Consider the following 19,442-nt stretch of genomic DNA (forward strand, 5'->3'; position numbering starts at 1 on the left):
CGTATATTTGGGGCGCTATCTCTTTTTTTCCTCTCGTCAACAAGATAATTCGGGTGGTATCAGATCATGTCTGTCGTGATTTGCTCAACGTAATGTATGAATACTAGTGATGCTGTTGATTCGTACCCCTTTCTGGCCGGTGGGGGCGAAATGGGTACGTTGACCCGTTCTTTTGATTGGTCGAAAACCGAAATAGGATCTCCCGACGAGTGGCCGCAGAGCCTGCGCACAACGGTTAGTATCCTGTTAGCCTCCCGGTTTCCCATGTTTCTGTTCTGGGGGCCATCCCTGATCCAGTTCTATAACGATGCGTACCGGCCCAGCCTGGGCAATGACGGCAAACATCCTACGGCACTGGGCCAGCGCGCTGAGGAGTGCTGGCCCGAAACCTGGCCCATCATAAAACCCCTCATTGATCAGGTACTGGCTGGCGGAGAAGCCACCTGGAGCGAAGATCAGCTCATCCCGATTTTCCGCAACGGCAGGCTGGAGAACGTGTACTGGACGTTTAGCTACAGCCCTGTCCGGGACGAATCGGGTCAGGTAGGGGGCGTGCTGGTCGTTTGCACCGAAACGACCCAGGCAATTACGGTACTCCGCAAAGCCGAAGAAAGCGAAGAGCAGCTTCGTTTCGCTATCGACGCAGCCGAGCTGGGGACCTTTGACCTGAACCCCATCACCAACCGCTTTGTGGGCAACGACCGGCTGAAAGAATGGTTCGGTCTACCCCCATATGCCGAAATTCCATTACAAACCGCTCTCGATGTCATTATCGACCGGGATCGCCAGCGGGTGACGGATGCCATCTGGGAAGCCATGCAGTATGCGTCGGGCGGCCTGTATGATGCGGTCTACACCATTACCAACCCCCAGACCGGGATCGAACGGATCGTTCGGGCCAAGGGAAAAGCCTATTTCAACCCCGACCAAACCCCATACCGGCTCAACGGCACCCTGCAGGATATTACCCACGAGGTAACGATTCAGCAGCAACTGATTGCAACCAACGAAGAACTGGTCGACAGTATCCGGCAGTTTACCTTCGTAACGGATTTTATGCCCCAGATGGTCTGGGCTACCCAGCCGGACGGAACCCACGATTTTTACAACCGGCAGTGGTACGCCTTTACCGGCCTGACACCCGGCCAGTCGATGGGCGAAGGCTGGTCAACGGTGCTGCACCCCGACGATATAGCCCGCACGCAGGCCATCTGGCAGCACAGCCTGCAAACGGGCGATCCCTACGAAATCGAGTACCGCATGCGTCGGCACGATGGCGTGTATCGCTGGCTGCTGGCCAGGGCCCTGCCCATGCGCGACGCGGACCCCGATGGACAGCCCGGCCCGATTCTACGCTGGTTTGGTACCTGTACGGACATACACGATCAGAAATCCTTTGCTACCGATCTGGAACAGCAGGTAGCTCAACGGACCCGGGCCTTGCAGATTGCTAACCTCGACCTGCAGCGCTCAAACGAAAATCTGGAACGGTTTGCCTATGTCTCCTCTCACGACCTGCAGGAGCCACTCCGCAAGATTCAGTCGTTCGGCGATCTGTTGAAAACCAACTACGCCAGCCAGTTGGGCGATGGGGTCGACTTTCTGGAGCGCATGCAGTCGGCAGCCGACCGGATGTCGATGCTGATCAAAGACCTGCTTGCTTTTTCCCGCATCCGGAACCAGCCCGGCGCCTTTCGGTCCGTATCCATCCCACAGGTCATCAATGGTGTACTCAACGATCTGGAATTATCCATTCAGGAGTCAGGCGCCATTATCGAAGCCGGGCCACTGCCGACCCTAGAAGGCGACGGTCCCCAGCTGCGTCAGCTGTTTCAGAACCTGATTACGAATGCAATCAAGTTCCGCCAGCCCGGCGTGGCCCCGCATATCAGGATCAGTTGCGAGACCGTTTCGTCGGCCGACCTCCCCGAAGAACTACACCCCATCAGTACAGCCAGTCGCTTCTATCTTATCACAGTTACCGACAATGGCATCGGCTTCGATGAGAAATACGCCGACCGTATTTTTCAGATGTTCCAGCGGCTCCACGGCCGCAGCCAGTACGGCGGTACCGGCATCGGCCTGGCCATTGTTCAGAAAGTCGTAGATAACCACGGGGGCGCCATCCAGGCCGTCAGCCAACCCGGCCAGGGAGCGCAGTTTTGTATCTATCTGCCCGCCTGAACGCGGGGCAGCTGGCCTGCGCCGGTCATCGTCCTTTCATAATACGGTCGTTGCGACCCTGCAATCCACCGGTATGTATGGCCACGACGGCGGCATTGTCCGGGAAATACCCGCGCCTGGCCAGGTCAGATAGCCCGTACAGCATTTTTGCCGTATAAACGGGATCGAGCGGCACCCCCGTGTTGCGCTCAAATGCCTGGATGAAGTCGAGCAATGGCGGGGTGGTTTTGGCGTAGCCCCCGAGCGCATAGTCAAGTACCACATCAGCAACACCGGCCGGTCGCGCCTTGACCGCGGCCTGCACCGTCGGCAGCTGAGCCGCCCCCATCAGCACCCCGATCCCGAGCACGCGGGTTTGGGGCGATGCGGCAGCCACCAACCCGGCCCAGGTGCTGCCCGTACCTACTGGACAGACCACAAAGTCGGGCGCACGGCCCAGCTGTACCTGAATTTCCGGCATAATCTCAGCCACTCCCTGTTGTGCCAGTTCATTGGAACCACCCTCGGGCAGTATATAACAGCGGCCAAACTGACTGATCAGCTCAGCCTGACAGACCGAGTTGTCCTTATCCCGATACGCAGCCCGGCTGACAAACTGTAGCCGCATACCACACGACTCGCAGAACGACAGCGTGGGGTTGCGCGGCTGGCTGGCCAGTTCGTCGCCCCGCACGATACCGACGGTTTGAAACCCAAACGCCAGCCCGGCCGCGGCCGTCGCGTAGAGATGATTGGAATAGGCTCCGCCAAACGTAAGCAGCGTATCGTGGCCCTGCGCCCGGGCCGCCAGCAGGTTGTATTTCAGCTTCCGCCACTTATTACCCGACACCTGCGGGTGGAGCCGGTCATCCCGTTTGAGGTACAGCTGAACGGAGTTAACTGGCTCATTTAAACCGAGAGCGGCCCATGGATCAACGAGCCGTTGCAGGGGTGAGTCGGCTGCGAACGCGGCCAGTTGCGCCAAAATATCGCTCATCGTCGTATCTTCGTGGCTTGATTAACGGCTCAAAACTGCGTTAATCAGCGATACGGGTGACCAACGACCGCGAAGAAATTTTAGAAGACGAGGACGAACTCTACGAGCATCACCGCATTGTGGTGGACAAAGGCCAGAGCCCGTTGCGGGTTGACCGGTTCCTGATGGACCGGCTCCCCAACGCTTCGCGAACCAAAATTCAGGCCGGTATCGACACCGAATCGGTACGGGTCAATGACAAGCCTACCAAGGCCAGTTACAAGATCAAACCGCTCGATGTCATCACGGTATCGCTCCCCCACCCGCCCCGCGATACCGACATCCTGCCCGAGAACATTCCGCTTACCATCGTTTTCGAAGATGAAGATCTGCTGGTGCTGAACAAGCCGGCGGGTCTGGTTGTACACCCCGCTCATGGCAACTGGAGCGGTACCCTAGTCAATGCCCTGGTGTACCACTTCCAGAACCTGCCGACTACCCGCAACGGCACCATCCGGCCAGGACTGGTTCACCGCATCGATAAAGACACCTCCGGGCTGATGGTGATTGCCAAAACCGAATATGCCATGACGCATCTGGCCCGGCAATTTTTTGAACACAGCATCGAACGTACCTACAATGCGCTGGTCTGGGGACTGCCCGACCCCGCCGAGGGTACGATTACTGGCTACATTGGCCGTTCGGTGAAAGACCGGAAAGTGCAGGCCATCTACAGCGACGAGACCAAAGGCAAATGGGCCGTTACGCATTACAAAACCCTCGAATCCCTTCGCTACGTATCGTTGCTGCAGTGTAACCTGGAAACGGGCCGTACGCACCAGATCCGGGCGCACCTGAAACACATCGGCCATCCGCTTTTCAACGACGCTACCTACGGTGGCGACCGGATCCTGCGGGGCAACCCGGTCGGCAGCTACAAAGCCTTCGTCGAAAATGCCTTCAAACTCCTTCCTCGACAGGCTCTCCATGCTAAATCGCTGGGGTTTATTCATCCGCGAACCCGCGCCTGGCTGCAGTTCGACTCCGACTTACCCGATGATTTTCAGGCTGCTTTGGACAAATGGCGGAATAAAATAGTGAATGATGAGCGATGAACCGTTAATTTCGTTCGCCCACTAGCCCCCATTTGTTTTATCTCTATCATCATTCATTATTCCCTGCATGATTTCCATTCGCCCCGGCACGCGGGCCGACATTCCGCAAGCCTTTGATCTGGTCGTTGAACTAGCTGTGTACGAAAAAGCAGCCGACCAGGTAACCAACACCGTTGAGCAAATGGCTGAAGACGGTTTTGGTCCCAACCCGCTTTTTGGCTTACTCATTGCCGAAGATTCCGACAGCCAGAAGATCGTGGGCATGTCGGTCTATTACTTTCGTTATTCGACCTGGAAAGGCAAGCGGCTTTACCTGGAAGACATCATCGTGACTGAAGCCTTTCGGGGCTATGGCGTTGGTAAACTGCTGCTTGATGCCACCATCGAGATGGCCCATGAGACTAACTGCACCGGCATGATGTGGCAGGTGCTGGACTGGAACCAGCCCGCCATTGGTTTCTACCAGCAGTTCGGTACACGTTTCGACGATGGCTGGACCAACTGCCACCTCGACTTTTGAGTAAGGGGCAGGGGCGCAGCGCCGGACGTATAGGGACGGGGATCAGACCCTGACCGGATGGCCCATGAAAACGGCTATCCTGGGCCGCTGTACGGGCGGGCCTGCCCCCATACCCCTGCCATAAATCCCTTGCCCTTCCCCCCAAATTCCTATCTTTGCGCTTCCGAGCATTTGTTTCTCAGCATGACGTATCGTCAACGTAAAGCCCTCCGTATTGTCGGCTGGGTTTTCTTAGGTCTTTTTATAGTAGCTGGCATTGGGGCTGGTTACGCCTACTCCCGGCGTGAAAGCCTATTGCAAACCGCCCTCGACCGGGCAGTTCGTAAAGCCAAACGCGACTACAATCTCAACGTTCGTATAGGCTCAGCCCGTTTTACAGGTCTGACTTCAATCGCCTTTACCAACATTTCGGTCGTCCCTGAAGAGCGGGATAGTCTGGCCCGCATCGGCACGGTTGCGTTGAGCGTTCGTTTCTGGCCGCTGCTGGCTGGTAAAATCGGGCTCTCGGCTATGACGATGGATAACGGCCTGATTCAGGTTGTCAAACGGGACTCGCTTACCAATATCGACTTCTTGCTACGCCAGAAAAAGCGCGACTCTACCGAGACCCAAACCACGCGCCGGACCGACCTGGCCGACGTTGCCGAGAACCTCATCGACAACCTGCTGTCCAAGATTCCCGATAATCTCAGCGTACGGAATGTTGAGTTTCGGGGTATGGACAATAACGACACCCTTAGCCTGCTGACCCAGACGGCTACGATTCGTGATGAGGTCGTTAACTCTACGCTGCTGCTGAACCGGAACCTGGCCACCTGGCACATCACTGGAACCGCCGACCCCGCCGACCGCGAGTATAACCTGGCGCTGTTTGCCGAAGGCCCCGGAGGTCGGCCGAAACCGCTCGAACTCCCGTACATTCAGAAGAAATACGAGCTCAAACTGCAAACGGATACCGTTCGCTTTGAACTCCGCGACGTTGATCGTGAACGGGGCGAGTTCCGGCTCGAAGGTACGGGCTCGGTCCGGAACCTGCGCATCAACCACCCAGCCATTGCCCGTACGGATGTACTCGTACCGACCGCATCGATGAAAGCTAACGTATTTGTCGGCGAAAACTACGTGGGCATCGACAGCTCCTCTACCCTGCAGCTGGGGCAGGTTAGCGCCCGCCCGTTTGTCAAATACACGCTCTCGCCCAGCAAAATTTATGAACTGCAGCTGCATACCGATGCGATGGATGCGCAGGCCGTGTTCAACTCGTTTCCGCAGGGACTATTCGAGTCGCTGGAGGGTATGCAGGTGACGGGCAAGCTAAAATACGACCTGGCCTTTCAGCTCGATACCTCCCTCCCCGACTCCGTTAAGTTCAACTCGGGCTTAACTCCGCAGGGATTCCGTATTCTGAAAATGGGCCGAACCGATTTTGCGGCCATCAACCAGCCGTTTGTCTATACACCTTACGAACAGGGGAAGCCGATGCGCCCCATAACTGTCGGGCCAGAAAATCCGGATTATACCCCCCTGAACCAGATCGCCCCCGACCTGCGAAACGCGCTCCTCACTTCAGAAGATTATAACTTCTTTACCCACAAAGGCTTTAACGAAAAGGCGTTTCGGGTATCGATCGCGACCAACTTCAAAGAAAAGTCGTTCAAGCGCGGTGCCAGTACGGTTTCCATGCAGCTGGTCAAGAACGCGTTCCTGAGCCGGAACAAGACCCTTTCCCGCAAAGTCGAGGAAATACTGATTGTGTGGCTGATCGAGAACGAGCGCCTGATTCCGAAAGACCGCATGTATGAGGTGTATCTGAACATCATCGAATGGGGTCGCAACATCTATGGTATCGGCGAGGCAGCCCGTTACTATTTCGGTAAATCACCGGCCCAACTGGATCTGGGCGAGAGTATCTTTCTGGCGTTCGTAGTCCCCCGCCCCAAACGGGCGCTGGACTGGTTCCTGCCCGATGGATCGCTTCAGGTGCGCAACGTGCGTGGGTATTTCCGGATCATCGGCCGACTCATGGCCAAGCGGGGGCTGACCGAGCCCGATTCAGGCGCTTATGGCTTCTACGGTGTCCGGCTGCGCGAAGGACTGCGCCGTCAGATTGCACCCGTAGACAGTCTTTACCAGCCCGACAGCCTCATGACCGATCCGATGGAGGGCGAAGTAGAAGAGAGCGAAGGAATCGATGATTTCCTCCGGCGTATCTTCCGGGGTCGGCGCGAAGACGAACGCCGGAACGAATCGCCCCCCGCAACGGTACAGCCCGATGCAGCAACGGGTGAGGTAGCTCCGGCCGATACGGTAAAAACACGTCGGCAGCTGCGCCAGGAACGTCGGGAACGCAAACGACGGGAACGGGAACAACGGGCGCTGGAAGAAGGCGTTAATTAACGCGGGGACGGTTGGTTCCCGGTTAGAGCTAACTCAACAATAGCCGCCACTGTCTGGGCAAAGGCATCCAGCGAACTGGGCTTGATGATAAACTGGTTGGCCCCTTTGGCCAGGCAGAAGTTGCGATCGTCGTCGGCCGATGAGGTAGTCATGACGATCAGCGGAACCTGACTAAACCCATCAATGGTCCGTATCTGCTGCAGAAGGTCCCGACCCGAAATCCGGGGCAGGTTCAGATCCATGACAATGACGTCGGGGCGTTTGGTGCTCGTCTGCAGGTGCGACTCCACCCGATCGCCATCCATGATCACCTCCAGCTGACAGATGACCCGGTTCGAATGTAAGGCGTACTGGAATAACTCCACGTCGTCCTGATCATCTTCGATCAGTAAAATGTGCACTGTTTTGCTCACGAAATCGCTGAGTTTTTTACTGCTACATCAATAAAAAACCAGAATTTATACCTTCTGTTTAAGAAATATTAAACAGAATAGCCAATGAGCCGATCAGCTGCCCCTCGTGTACAGACCGAAATTTTAATGAATCAGGTCAGGATTCGAGTAAATCGGGCCGGCGGGCTCGGGTACGTTCCAGCGCCTGTTCATGCCTCCATTCGTCAATTTTGGCTTCGTGGCCGCTCAAAAGGATAGCCGGAACGCGGTGCCCTTCAAACTCGGCCGGACGCGTATACACCGGCGGAGCCAGCAGATTATCCTGGAACGAGTCGGTCAGGGCCGAGGTCTCATCGTTGAGCACGCCGGGCAACAGCCGGATAATGGCATCGGCGAGTACGCAGGCCGCCAGCTCGCCACCGCTCAGCACGTAGTCGCCAATGCTGATCTCTTTCGTTACGAACAGCTCACGCACCCGCTCGTCGACCCCCTTGTAGTGGCCGCAGAGAATGATCAGGTTCCGGCGTAGCGACAGCGAGTTGGTCGTCTGCTGGTTAAGCCGTTCGCCGTCGGGCGTCATATAAATAACTTCATCATACGTCCGGTCGGCCTGTAGCGCGCGGATACAGCGGGCAATGGGCTCGATCTGCATCACCATGCCCGCGCCCCCACCAAACGCATAATCGTCGACGCGCCGGTGTTTATCGGCGGTATAATCCCGCAGATCGTGCACCACCACCTCCACGTACCCGCCCGTCTGCGCCCGTTGCAGGATCGAGTGGGCAAAGAAACTGTCCAGCAGCCGAGGCAGGCAGGTAATAATATCAATCCTCATCGGTATCGTCGTCATCAGCCTCGGGTTTGGCGTCGGCTTTATCTTCTTCCATGTAGATATCGAGCAGACCAGCGGGCAACACCACATTCAACTTGCGAGCCTCCCGGTTTACGGTGCGAACGATGTCGCTGTTGATCGGGATCAGGACCTCTTTACCCTGATAATCCATAGCGATCAGATCCTGGGCATTCATGGCATACACGCCCTGTACAATCCCTAGTTCACCCGCTTCAGCATCGACCACCTGATAGCCAACGATCTCATGGAAATAAAACCGGGTTTCATCGGTTATGGGCTCCAGCTCGTCTAACGGCAGATACGCTCCGCAGTTGATCAGCCGTTCAGCCTGCTCGATGGTGTCCACGTCTTCAAAGGCCACAATAGCGCGGCTGCCCTTCACGATGGCAATCGATTCGATGAAATATGGAATCAACTCCCCCTTCACTTCCAGCAGCACCGTTTCCAGGTCAGCGTATTCGGCGGGGTTGTCGACATCCAGGTACAGGACCAGCTCACCACTGACGCCGTGCGTTTTGGTGATGTGGCCCAACTGATAACAATCGTCTTTAGTCATGATAGAACGCGGCTCAGCACCGCCACTGAGCGGCTTACCGGCCGCATTATGTACAGAAAGAGCCTGCTCGGTGTAGAGCAGGCTCTTTACTAACTATTTCTTACGAAAATCTATTCCGCAGCGGGAGTTTCTTCCGGAGCAGCCGCTTCTGTAGCCGGAGCTTCAGCGGTTACTTCTTCGGTCGTATCGGCAGCCGGAGCTTCTTCAGCTACTGGCTCTTCTACTTTGTTTTTCTTCGCGATAGCCTCGGCGCGGGCTTCGTTCACCTTACGCTCAGCTTCCAGACGAGCAGCACGAGCCTGCTCTTTGGTTTGCGTCTTGGTGTCAGCAGCACCGGCTTTCCGGTTCTCTTTGTCTTCTTTCCAGGTCGAGAATTTCTCGTCGGCCTGATCCTGGCTGATGGCGCCTTTGTTGACGCCTACCTGCAGGTGTTTCTTGTACATGATGCCTTCGTGCGACAATACCGAACGAGCGGTATCCGTCGGCTGAGCACCTACCATAAGCCAGTAAACGGCCCGTTCCGACTTCAGTACGACCGTCGAAGGGTCGGTGTTGGGGTTGTACGAACCGATTTTCTCGATAAACCGGCCATCGCGGGGCGAAGTAGATTCAGCCACTACGATGTCGTACATCGCCATCTTTTTGCGTCCACGACGCGCTAAACGAATTTTAACAGCCATTTGTGCTTGTAAGTTTTGATGGGAGGACGAACCCCCCGCGTAAAACGTGGCCGCAAAGGTACGAAATTATAGCCACTATCCTCCCTGCTGGCCATAAATAATAAACAATCGGGCTCACCCATCATGCCTGTTGCGGAGGGGTGAGCCCGATGAACTCGTTAAAAATCCCAATCAACCCAGACCGATAAGCCGGGTTCTGTCTCCGGACGGGCCGGATGCTTATCATTTATCTGGGATGCCGGTCACCCGACACCTCGTTCGACCTACCCGCGCTGGTGTTGGCCCTTTCGGGCCGCTGGCGACGAGCAGCCGCACGTCCAGCGCATATTTGGTCTTTCAGCCCCTAAGGTTTATCCTGCCCCGTCGGTCGCCCGCCGGGCGGTGGGCTCTTACTCCACCATTTCACCCTTACCTTTCGGCGGTATATTTTCTGTGACACTGGCTGTCGAACGGCCGTTCCCAGCCGTCCGCCTTCCCGTTAGGAAGTAGGGTGCTCTGTGCTGCCCGGACTTTCCTCGCCCGATCTCCCGGACGCGATAAGCTGGCCTGAATTGGTTGGGGACAGCAAAGGTACGGATTTTGTCAGCGATCGCGCCTACAGGCCGTCTACTTTGACGTCCAGACGACCCTGGGCGTGGACCACCGCCAGTAAGGCTGTCGGTGTCAGATAGACCTGATCGGGTCGTATTTCATCGATTCGGCCGTTGATAACCACTCCTTTGGCGAGCTGGTTGTTCCGGAGCTGCTGCTGTAGTTGCTTTTGTATATCGGCAATGTACGACCCGACCGGAAAGGTGAGCTGTTTCTCGAGCGTCCGCGCGAAGGTACCCTGCAATAACCAGCTGGCCGACCGTTGCAGTATATTCCGGGTGTCCAGATCGTACTTGAGGTCGCGGAGCGAAATCGTCTGCGTCTGGGCGTCGTAATACGGGCGGCCCCGCAGATAAATATCGCCCGTGATGGTACCGGTCAGCCCGGCTTTGATGATCAGGCTCTCGTTCTGCCCGTAAAGATCGATGTTCGTTACGGTAATGGCGTAGCGGTCATCACTGAACCGAAACGTTTTTCCGACAAACTCCTCTGTAGCGATCCGGGCGGCTTCGGGGTAGCTTACTTCACTCAGCAGGCCTATCTTAAAATCATCGTTGACCTGGGCAACGACGTTTAGATCGGGCAGGACCACGGCGGGTCGAACGTCGGGCCGGGCACCGGTGGTGGTGAGGGTAAACCCTTCGATACCGATCGTGGACCGAATGACCCGCTCTTCGAACCGCAACGGTGTGATCAGGATCCGTTTAGGTACCACCTGAATATAGGTTCGGTATTTTTCCGACACCAGATACGGCTCTCTCAGCGTGTTCCAGGCGCGAAGAACCGGGGTCTTCAAGTCCACATTCCGTCTAACCTGCTGATCGATCGCTTTGGTTATGCTGCCCAGATTTTTATCGATCATGCGTCCCACAAAGCTGGTAATCGGGATGTTGACGCCGATTACGCTAACGGTCGGCCGACGAACCCAGCCGTACCCATCGGCGGTAGTCTGGGTGTGAACCGACCAGTCACGCTCCAGATCGAAGCGGGTTTTGAACCGCAGATCGATGTCAAACTCGGTTTCTTTATAGGTCGTAAAACCCAGCACCGATACGCCTGCCTTCACCCAGATTTTTAGGGGAACGGTAAAGTGGAATAAACTATCGGCAGCCGACACGAGGATAGTGCCCCGTTTCCAGACTTTCGCCATGAACTGGTCGTTGCCGTTGTCGGTCAGACTGTTGTCCTCGTAGATCAGGCCGTTTACCTGGCTATTGATCTGCCGCTCCACGTCGTTCAGCGCTATCGAGACCGGCACATGAACCGTAGACAAAAAGCGTTCGTTACGAACTTCCATTTCGGTAGTGGTGTAGGCTTCTTTGGGCGCCTTCGGGTTCAGTCGGTTGGTGGTGGGGGGCTGACAACCGACGAGCAAACTGATCCAGCAAAGGAAAACGAAACTACTTAATCGTAACCTTGGTGGCTCCATAGCCGAACTTCTGTTTCTGGGCATCTTCAAAAAAACGAACGTTGGGATGCTGCCCCAGCCGCCGGTGTATCTCTGTCTTCAGGGCACCACTACCGACTCCGTGGATGAACGTGATGTCGTTCATACCACTGGCGATTGCGTTTTCCAGGTTTTTCTCAAAGTGGTGGAGCTGCACCGTGAGCAGGTCACTCGGTGTCCGGTTGCCGGGCCCGTTAGGTAATAGCGCTTCGACATGTAGGTCTACTACCGACGATGGCTTTTCAACGGACAGCGCCCCCAAGTCAGTTTTGGCCTTCAGCATTTCGGCTTTCAGCTCGTCTGGCCGGATGGTAGTGGGGCGAGCCGATGGCCGCTGGGGTACAGCACCCGCGGGCTGGGGGCGGGTTCCAGCCGGCGCCGGTGCGGTCGATTCGGCCTCGGCATCGAGCTGGGTCTGGAAACCGGGCTGGCTAAGGACAGGCACCGTAACCTTGTTTTTGAAGAACGTGCTGGCCCGGGCCTTGAACCGCTTCACCAGCGGAGGCCGCAATGACGACTTGCCCGCCCGAAACCACAAGCCCTGCACCACGAAGGTCGGCCAGTTCTCGAAGGTGGCGTGGGTATAGAGGTCGTTCATTTTCTGCTGCGACTTCGGCTTCAGCAACCCGCTGTGAACCCCCCGGAACTGAACGCCACCGGCGGGGGCGGCCGACTCTTCGCCCAGCGCATACGCAAATTCCCAATCCGTGTTATTGATCAGATGCAGGGTATACTCCCGATCGTTTACCGGCAAAAAAGCCAGGTAGATGCCCTGATTGGACAGTATGGCCGATGACGACGCAGACGCGGCTGGCTTCTGGGGCGCATAGGTATTGGTTTTCAGCAACCGCTCGGCCTCCAGGGGCGATACAGGCACTATTTCAGACCGCATGACCGGAATCCGGAACCCGTCCTCAATTTCAATTTCAATCATGTCGCCAGGCAGAAAGCGCGACACGACGCCCTGTTCTTTAGCCCGCAGTAAACGGACTTTATCACCGATATTCATAGTCTTACTAATAAAAGATTAGGCGGCTGTTTAGAGTCCGACTGGGCAAGGCGAAACGGCTACCAACAGCAAAAGCGCGCCAGAAAACGCCCGACTGTACACGTTTCCAGCCTTGCTCCGGCCGGACAATCCGTTTCGGCTTCCGCCCGTACCTATGTAACAAGTTTTTCCTGGCTTTGTCAGTCGAACGGTTCTAAAACGACTTTCGTTTTCAAAAGTACAACGATTAGCTTTGTCCGTTTCACTCTCGCCTTATCCGTATGCCTGCCGTAATTAACGAAAAACTTGAACTGGCCCACCAGTTTGTTCTACATACCAACCGGAATGTTTTTCTGACGGGAAAGGCCGGAACGGGCAAGACTACCTTTCTGCACCAGATCAGGCAGCTGAGCGCCAAGCGTCTGGCGGTTGTTGCGCCAACGGGGGTGGCGGCCATTAACGCCGGTGGTGTCACCATCCACTCGCTTTTCCAACTCCCCTTCGGTCCACTGGCGCCGGGAGTGGTGCAGCGCGAAGGTCGTCATTTCAACCGGGATAAAATCAGGCTGGTTCGTACGCTGGACCTGCTCGTGATTGATGAGATCAGTATGGTTCGGGCCGATGTGCTCGATGGCATCGATGAGGTTCTCCGGCGCTACCGGGGCAATAGCGCTCCCTTTGGTGGGGTACAGCTGCTGATGATCGGGGATATGCAGCAACTGCCTCCGGTTATTAAAGATGAAGAATGGGCGCTGCTCCGGCCGCACTACGATACAGGCTATTTTTTTGGTAGCCACGCCCTGCGGCAGACCCCGTATGTCTCGATCGAACTGTCACACATCTACCGCCAGTCCGATGCGCGGTTTATCAGCCTGCTGAACGGCATTCGCGAAAAAACCATCACCCGGGAGCAGCTTGCCGACCTCAATCAGCGGTACGTGCCCGACTTCAACCCCGACGATAATGAAGGGTACATTACCCTGTCTACACATAACCATACGGCGCTGGCCATCAACAACCAGAAGCTGCAGGCCCTTAAACCCAAATTATACCGGTTCGAAGCCACCGTAACCGGCGACTTCCCGGCCCACGCCTACCCGACCGAAGCGAGTCTTGAACTCAAAAAAGGAGCGCAGGTCATGTTCATCAAGAACGATATCTCGCGGGATAAACTGTACTATAACGGTAAGATCGGGCGCATTACCGACATTGACGAAGACGGCATTACGGTGCTGAGCGAGGGCGAAGCCATTCCGGTTGGCATGGCCACCTGGGAAAATATCCGCTACTCGCTCGATGCGGAGACCAAAGAAATCAAAGGCGAAATAATCGGTACGTTTGCCCAGTATCCGCTCCGGCTGGCGTGGGCCATAACGATTCATAAAAGCCAGGGACTTACCTTCGAAAAAGCCATCATCGATGCCTCTTCGGCCTTTGCACACGGACAGGTCTACGTGGCCCTCAGCCGCTGTAAGACGCTGGATGGGCTCGTTCTGCGAACCCCGATTCCGTCGCATAGTATCAAAACCGAGCAGACCCTTGAGGACTTCCATGAACAGGTGCAGCTCCAAACGCCCAACGAACAGCACCTGCACGAAGCTAAACGAATCAATCAGGAATGGCTGGTTGCCGAACTCTTCTCGTTCGAGCAGGCGCACTCGCTCGTGTACCGCTGCCGGCGGGTAGCCAATGAACATGCCGGCAGTCTGGATGGCGAAGTCGGCCCCCTGCTGAGCCAGCTTGCCGACAGCCTGATCGAAAAAGCTCGGGATGTGTCTCGCCGGTTTGTGGCCCAGCTGCCGACCTACTTCGGGTCCGAGCCGCTCCCCGAAGCCAACGAAGCCCTGCAGGAACGGATCCGGAAAGCGGGGGCCTATTTTCAGACCCTACTGGCCGACGACCTCCTGCCGCTGCTGCAACGCTGCCCCACCGACTGCGATAATAAGCAGGTTCGCGAGGCACTGCTGGAGGCCCTTGATGAACTGGAGAAAGAGCTGTTCAGCAAACTCCGATCGTTCGAGAGCGTTCGTACGGGTTTCGACGCGTTGGCGTACCTGCAGGCCCGCAACCGGGCTGAACTGGATTTCAAACCGGCCCGCAAACAGATCGAGACCGCCAGCAGTGACGATACGCCGAAAGGTGGTTTATATGGCGCGTTGATGAAGTGGCGCAACGACCTGGCCGGCGAATACAATACATCGGCCTATATGGTTCTCCCCCAGAAAACGATTGTTGAGCTGGCCCGGCTACGCCCCAAAACAACCGCAGAGCTCCTGGCGATAAAAGGTTTCGGCAAAACGAAAGTAAAACAGATTGGAGCCGATCTGCTGGCCCTTATTCAGACCTATACGGAGCAGCCCCGCAAAGCACCGGCTAAAGTGAAAAAAGCGAAAGAACCCAAGCCACCGAAAGAGGTAAAAACACCATCGGCCACGGTGACGCTGATGCTGTTTCAGGCGGGCAAATCCGTACAGGACATTGCGACCGAACGCAACCTGGCGACGACCACGATAGAAAGCCACCTGGCCGAATACATCCGAACCGGCGACTTATCGGTCGAAGCCGTTCTGCCCCCCGACCGGCTGGTCCTGATTCAGTCGTATCTGGAAAGCAACCCCTCACAAACGCTCAGCGAATCGAGAACGGGCCTGGGCGACAGCGTTACCTACAGCGAAATCCGGTTTGTTTATAATGCCATGCGCGTTGCCCAGGGCACTATAGACGACTAACCGAACATTAGGTTGTCCGTACTCGGGTGCTGCCGGATGTAAACGATGTTGACGAAGCGATTAGTAGCCGCCGTAAAACTTCCGCAGGCCCCACTCGATCGAGGCCAGGGTGAGGATCACGAAGAAGAGCCAGCGCCAGTTGATGATCTCGTTCATCTCTTCGGTACTGGTTAGCCGGGCCTGGCGCGGCCGATCGACCAGACTTTTCACCAGGTCATCGAGCCTGGCTGGGCTGTAGAACTGCCCGCCGGTTTGCTGGGATAGCTGCCGAAGCAGTCCGTGATCGGCCGTGGTGTTAACGGCCTCGAGTTGCAGGTCGCGCACGACAAACTGCCCCGATGACTGCTCGGTCCGGTTGTTCACGTTCACACTGGCTCTGAACCGATAGGCGCCATCGGGCAGGCGGCTTATCTCGAAGCGGCTGTTGGCAGCCGTTGGGGTGTAGGTGAATGACCGCGTAATTCCTTTCTCGTCGCTGATCTCGAGCCGCACGGGCCGGTCATACACGCGCTCGAAAATATCGTTGTACAACTCCGTTTCGAAAATAACTTTCTCCCCCGCAATAAATTCGTTTCGGATGGGGTACACCCGCAGCTTACGCCGGTCTTCTTTTACCGAAATGAGCTGAATCACCTTTTGTACCAGTTCATCAACTACCTCCTGCTTGTCCGTCAGGGCGTACTCTTCCAGCCGCCACTGCCATAGGCCTTCCCCAGCCAGGACGGCGGTTTTCCGCGGGCTTGTAACGTTTAGCGCCAGGAGTGGCTTGGTAGTTCGGACACTGCCTACCTGCTGATACAACACCACTTCACTACCAGGCTGCAGCCGGAAGTCGCCATACGGGGCCAGCATAGGCGGTAGTTTACTAAGCAGTTCGAGTCGGGCAGGATCAAAGTTCAGTTGCTTGAAATCTGCGTTGAATACGCCCAGCACCTTATCACTCTGATTGGGAGCGCCGGCAATCTGCATAACCGGGTTTGACGTGTTGAAGGGCCCCAGCGACGACTGGTTACCCAGCACAAATAGAACGGGTGTGTTTTTGGCCAGATACTTTTGGGCGAGCGCATTGCCAACGCCCCCATTGTCGGGAATCTGGTGCAGGATAACCAGATCATAAACTTTATCCGCCGGTGGAGTCGGATCCGTAGAGCCCGTCAGGATACGAATATCCAGTTCGTAGTTCTGGTTTTTCTCCAGAATGCTGCGCAGAGCCTTGATGTCGGGATGGGGAGTCAGGGCGAGCAGCAGCACCTTCTCTTTGCCATCGATCACATCGATATAGACATCCTGGCGGTTGTTGCGCGTACTGAATTCGCCGGGCTGGGGCAGCACATCAACGACATAATGCTGCACGCCCTTCTGCGTAGCGGTAGTTTGGAAAGTAAGTTGATTGAAGGTTTCAGCCTGGTTGAACGAAACGGACTGCCGGGCTAGTTCTTTCCCATTCTGCCGGAGTACAACGGTGCCGCTTCGGCCCTGAAATCCACTGCTAACGATCTCGGCCTGAATGGGAAACTGATTACCCAGGTACGCGATTCGGTTGGCTACGATGCCTTTTAGCTGAATATCACGTTTGGCAGTTGTATCGCCGAGACCGATGGTCTGTACGGCAAACGGATACTGCCCAAACGTTGGGGAGACGCCCTGGTTGAAAATGCCATCAGAGACCAGAATGACGTCGGTGAGGTTTCGGCCTTCGTAGTCAGACCGGATGCCGGCCAGGAGGCCCGACAGATCGGTAGTGCGCTGTGAGAAGGCAATTTGTGTCAGGTCCAGCTCGCCCGATGGCGTAGTACTGATCGTATCGCCCAGTCGGCGTACGGCCACCTCTAGCCCCCGTTCGGTGAGCCCGTTCCGGAGTTGCTGAAGTTTTTCGAGCGACTGGCTGAGCGCCGGCCGACCGGCAGCGGCCACCGACTCGGAATTATCGATGGCCAGCACGACGGTTGGTTTTTCGGTCAGCGTGCGCAGGCTTCTGATGAGCGGGTTGAGCAGGAGAAAGCAGAGCAGGCTCACCACCACAAACCGCAGCGCTGCCAGCCCATACGTCATTCGTTTGTCGAAGCCTCCTATCGTTCCTCCGTTTCCGGCCAGGCGCGGTAACGGCTGATACATGGCCAATGCGTACACTGCCCCCACGAGCAGACAAACCAGAATCCACCAGGGAGACGACTGAAAAATGACGTTCATTCTTGCGCAATAAGTTAAGAGCGACAGGTCATGAGCGATAGCCATGTCTCATACCCTATCGCTCATGATCACTTGCTAGGTAAGCATACCCCCGTCTACCTGCAACACCTGTCCGGTGATGTAGCGAGACAGGTCAGAAGCCAGAAAAACGGCACAGTCGGCCACCTCGTCGGGCTGACCACCCCGTTTCATCGGGATCTGCTGCTTCCATTCGTCAATGGCTTTTTCATTGATTTCGCCGGTCATTTCTGTCTCGATGAACCCGGGGGCAATGGCGTTGGAGCGAATGTTCCGCGAACCAAGCTCCAGCGCGACCGACTTCGTAAAGCCAATAATGCCCGCCTTGGAGGCTGCGTAGTTGGCCTGACCCGCGTTTCCCCGAATACCCACTACCGATGTCAGGTTGATGATAGACCCGGCTCGGGCTTTCATCATAGGCTTCGTGGCGGCTTTTGTGAGGTTGAAGACCGACTTTAAGTTAACGTTAATAACGGTGTCCCATTGTTCTTCCGACATCCGCATCAGCAGTCCGTCTTTGGTAATACCTGCGTTGTTCACCAGCACGTCAAGTTTGCCAAAGTCAGCAATCACCTGCGTAACCAGATCGTCGGCGGCCTGGTAGTTCGACGCGTCGGACCGGTACCCTTTTACCTGTCCGCCAAAAGACCGGAGTTCATCTTCCAGGGCCTGTCCTTTTTCAACGCTCGACAAATAGGTGAAGGCTACGGCTGCACCTTCCTGAGCAAATTTTTGAGCCATGGCCCGCCCGATCCCACGTGAGGCACCGGTAATCAGCACTACTTTTCCTGTTAACAAGTCCATTCTGTGTAATATAAAATAAGCCATGTATACAACCAGCGGAACAGTATCGAACAGGCCCGAAGGCCTTATTCACCTACATTACCCTACTGCCCCGCGGTCATTATGCCTGGCTCATTGTTAAGTGGCCAAAAATAGGAGTTTGGCAGCAAACGACAAGGTTGATAGCAGTTTGGTTTCCCCATAAGCCTGCGTTACTTTGTCAGAAATTAAAACGGACTATGTTGTATCGGATACTACTTGCGCTCGGTCTGACCAGCTCGGCCGCCCTGGCGCAAAAGATTCACGCCCACAATGATTATGCCCAACCTCGTCCGTTTGTGACTGCCTACGAACAACGGGCTGATTTCATCGAAGCCGACGTATGGTTGCAGAATGGCGAGCTGGTGGTAGCACATGACAAACCGCAGACGGCCGCTCCTACGCTCGACTCGCTGTACCTGGCTCCTATCGCACGACTTTTCGCTCAGTATAAAGACAAAGTAAGTCCCGATCGGACGTATACCTTTGCGCTGGTGATCGATGTGAAAGACAATTACGCCGAGGTGCTGCCCAAACTGATTGCCCGTCTGCAACAGAATCTGACCTGCTTCAACCGGGCCGCCAACCCCTATGCCGTCCAGGTTGTCATCAGCGGCAACCGCCCTAAACTCGACACCTACCTCGACTATCCCCTGCTTATTCAGTTCGACGGACGGCCCAGCGAAGTCTACGACCAGGAAACGCTGCAACGGGTAGCCATGATCAGCGATAATTTTCGGGCTTACTCACGATGGGATGGGGTCAGCGACCTGTCAGACCTCGACCGCGAAAAGCTTAAGCGGGTAATTAAACGCGCTCATAATGACAACAAGCCCATCCGGTTCTGGGCCATTCCCGACAACCCTTCGGCCTGGAAACAGCTGAAAAAGTTAGGCGTAGATATCATCAACACCGACAAAGTTGCCGAGGCCTCCCGCGAGCTGAAGTAAGCAGAAAGACACAAAAAAAGCCGGGCGTTTCCGTCCGGCTTTTTTTATATAGACA

15 protein-coding genes and 1 other RNA gene are annotated in these 19,442 nt (G+C 56.0%); 6 read left to right on the forward strand and 10 right to left on the reverse strand.

Annotated features, from left to right (window positions below; genetic code table 11):
- Positions 1 to 96 precede the first annotated feature (96 nt).
- Positions 97 to 2,184, forward strand: a complete 2,088-nt coding sequence (locus B1C80_RS22105) for a PAS domain-containing protein (protein WP_077923395.1) — start codon at positions 97 to 99, stop codon at positions 2,182 to 2,184.
- Positions 2,185 to 2,209: 25 nt separating this feature from the next.
- Here B1C80_RS22105 and B1C80_RS22110 read toward each other — a convergent pair whose 3' ends face one another.
- Positions 2,210 to 3,160, reverse strand: coding sequence for a 1-aminocyclopropane-1-carboxylate deaminase/D-cysteine desulfhydrase (locus B1C80_RS22110; protein WP_077923396.1), 951 nt, complete (start codon positions 3,158 to 3,160; stop codon positions 2,210 to 2,212).
- A gap of 56 nt (positions 3,161 to 3,216) precedes the next feature.
- Here B1C80_RS22110 and B1C80_RS22115 point away from each other — a divergent pair, with 56 nt between their 5' ends.
- From B1C80_RS22115 to B1C80_RS22125, 3 genes are all read left to right on the forward strand, one after another.
- Entirely contained in the window at positions 3,217 to 4,254 is a 1,038-nt protein-coding gene (locus B1C80_RS22115) for an RluA family pseudouridine synthase (protein ID WP_077923397.1), read from the forward strand.
- A gap of 67 nt (positions 4,255 to 4,321) precedes the next feature.
- Positions 4,322 to 4,774: a GNAT family N-acetyltransferase gene (locus B1C80_RS22120; RefSeq protein WP_077923398.1), complete on the forward strand. Its 453-nt coding sequence runs from the start codon at positions 4,322 to 4,324 to the stop codon at positions 4,772 to 4,774.
- A gap of 183 nt (positions 4,775 to 4,957) precedes the next feature.
- Positions 4,958 to 7,171: a transglycosylase domain-containing protein gene (locus B1C80_RS22125; protein ID WP_077923458.1), complete on the forward strand. Its 2,214-nt coding sequence runs from the start codon at positions 4,958 to 4,960 to the stop codon at positions 7,169 to 7,171.
- Here B1C80_RS22125 and B1C80_RS22130 read toward each other — a convergent pair.
- The 7 genes from B1C80_RS22130 to B1C80_RS22160 form a co-directional block, all read right to left on the reverse strand.
- Positions 7,168 to 7,584 carry a response regulator gene (locus B1C80_RS22130; protein WP_077923399.1) on the reverse strand — a complete coding sequence of 139 codons (417 nt, stop codon included), beginning with the start codon at positions 7,582 to 7,584 and terminating at the stop codon, positions 7,168 to 7,170. The two genes, B1C80_RS22125 and B1C80_RS22130, sit on opposite strands and share 4 nt — an antisense overlap.
- A gap of 136 nt (positions 7,585 to 7,720) precedes the next feature.
- Positions 7,721 to 8,398: a tRNA (guanosine(37)-N1)-methyltransferase TrmD gene (gene trmD, locus B1C80_RS22135; protein ID WP_077923400.1), complete on the reverse strand. Its 678-nt coding sequence runs from the start codon at positions 8,396 to 8,398 to the stop codon at positions 7,721 to 7,723.
- Entirely contained in the window at positions 8,388 to 8,972 is a 585-nt protein-coding gene (gene rimM, locus B1C80_RS22140) for a ribosome maturation factor RimM (RefSeq protein ID WP_077923401.1), read from the reverse strand. Before rimM ends, trmD begins: the two co-directional genes overlap by 11 nt.
- 110 nt (positions 8,973 to 9,082) lie before the next feature.
- Complete coding sequence (locus B1C80_RS22145; protein ID WP_077923402.1) at positions 9,083 to 9,652, reverse strand: 30S ribosomal protein S16; 570 nt, start codon at positions 9,650 to 9,652, stop codon at positions 9,083 to 9,085.
- A 169-nt stretch (positions 9,653 to 9,821) separates the two neighbouring features.
- An RNA gene (gene rnpB / locus B1C80_RS22150) (RNase P RNA component class A) lies at positions 9,822 to 10,205 on the reverse strand.
- 42 nt (positions 10,206 to 10,247) lie between these two features.
- The gene (locus B1C80_RS22155; protein ID WP_236648889.1) at positions 10,248 to 11,672 is read right to left on the reverse strand and encodes a DUF4403 family protein; all 1,425 of its coding nucleotides are present in this window, start codon (positions 11,670 to 11,672) and stop codon (positions 10,248 to 10,250) included.
- The gene (locus B1C80_RS22160; RefSeq protein WP_077923404.1) at positions 11,644 to 12,699 is read right to left on the reverse strand and encodes a Smr/MutS family protein; all 1,056 of its coding nucleotides are present in this window, start codon (positions 12,697 to 12,699) and stop codon (positions 11,644 to 11,646) included. Before B1C80_RS22160 ends, B1C80_RS22155 begins: the two co-directional genes overlap by 29 nt.
- A gap of 260 nt (positions 12,700 to 12,959) precedes the next feature.
- Between B1C80_RS22160 and B1C80_RS22165 the strand changes: the two genes are divergently transcribed.
- On the forward strand, positions 12,960 to 15,407 hold the full coding sequence (locus tag B1C80_RS22165) for a helix-turn-helix domain-containing protein (protein WP_077923405.1): 2,448 nt from the start codon (positions 12,960 to 12,962) through the stop codon (positions 15,405 to 15,407).
- A gap of 60 nt (positions 15,408 to 15,467) precedes the next feature.
- Here the strand turns inward: B1C80_RS22165 and B1C80_RS22170 are convergent, their stop codons facing one another.
- Entirely contained in the window at positions 15,468 to 17,597 is a 2,130-nt protein-coding gene (locus B1C80_RS22170; protein WP_077923406.1) for a hypothetical protein, read from the reverse strand.
- 75 nt (positions 17,598 to 17,672) lie between these two features.
- Positions 17,673 to 18,419, reverse strand: coding sequence for a 3-oxoacyl-[acyl-carrier-protein] reductase (gene fabG, locus B1C80_RS22175; RefSeq protein WP_077923407.1), 747 nt, complete (start codon positions 18,417 to 18,419; stop codon positions 17,673 to 17,675).
- 218 nt (positions 18,420 to 18,637) lie between these two features.
- Here fabG and B1C80_RS22180 point away from each other — a divergent pair, with 218 nt between their 5' ends.
- Positions 18,638 to 19,387 carry a phosphatidylinositol-specific phospholipase C/glycerophosphodiester phosphodiesterase family protein gene (locus tag B1C80_RS22180; protein WP_077923408.1) on the forward strand — a complete coding sequence of 250 codons (750 nt, stop codon included), beginning with the start codon at positions 18,638 to 18,640 and terminating at the stop codon, positions 19,385 to 19,387.
- Positions 19,388 to 19,442 lie beyond the last annotated feature (55 nt).

This window comes from Spirosoma sp. 209, assembly GCF_002006735.1.
Lineage (GTDB): Bacteria > Bacteroidota > Bacteroidia > Cytophagales > Spirosomataceae > Spirosoma > Spirosoma sordidisoli.

Excerpts from the sequence above, each read along its gene's own strand:
- B1C80_RS22170 (WP_077923406.1), bottom strand. The coding sequence starts at position 17,597 with ATGAACGTCATTTTTCAGTCGTCTCCCTGGTGGATTCTGGTTTGTCTG.
- trmD (WP_077923400.1), bottom strand. The coding sequence starts at position 8,398 with ATGAGGATTGATATTATTACCTGCCTGCCTCGGCTGCTGGACAGTTTC.
- B1C80_RS22105 (WP_077923395.1), top strand. The coding sequence starts at position 97 with ATGAATACTAGTGATGCTGTTGATTCGTACCCCTTTCTGGCCGGTGGG.
- B1C80_RS22120 (WP_077923398.1), top strand. The coding sequence starts at position 4,322 with ATGATTTCCATTCGCCCCGGCACGCGGGCCGACATTCCGCAAGCCTTT.
- B1C80_RS22180 (WP_077923408.1), top strand. The coding sequence starts at position 18,638 with ATGTTGTATCGGATACTACTTGCGCTCGGTCTGACCAGCTCGGCCGCC.
- B1C80_RS22155 (WP_236648889.1), bottom strand. The coding sequence starts at position 11,672 with ATGGAGCCACCAAGGTTACGATTAAGTAGTTTCGTTTTCCTTTGCTGG.
- fabG (WP_077923407.1), bottom strand. The coding sequence starts at position 18,419 with ATGGACTTGTTAACAGGAAAAGTAGTGCTGATTACCGGTGCCTCACGT.
- B1C80_RS22165 (WP_077923405.1), top strand. The coding sequence starts at position 12,960 with ATGCCTGCCGTAATTAACGAAAAACTTGAACTGGCCCACCAGTTTGTT.
- B1C80_RS22145 (WP_077923402.1), bottom strand. The coding sequence starts at position 9,652 with ATGGCTGTTAAAATTCGTTTAGCGCGTCGTGGACGCAAAAAGATGGCG.
- B1C80_RS22160 (WP_077923404.1), bottom strand. The coding sequence starts at position 12,699 with ATGAATATCGGTGATAAAGTCCGTTTACTGCGGGCTAAAGAACAGGGC.
- B1C80_RS22110 (WP_077923396.1), bottom strand. The coding sequence starts at position 3,160 with ATGAGCGATATTTTGGCGCAACTGGCCGCGTTCGCAGCCGACTCACCC.
- B1C80_RS22125 (WP_077923458.1), top strand. The coding sequence starts at position 4,958 with ATGACGTATCGTCAACGTAAAGCCCTCCGTATTGTCGGCTGGGTTTTC.
- rimM (WP_077923401.1), bottom strand. The coding sequence starts at position 8,972 with ATGACTAAAGACGATTGTTATCAGTTGGGCCACATCACCAAAACGCAC.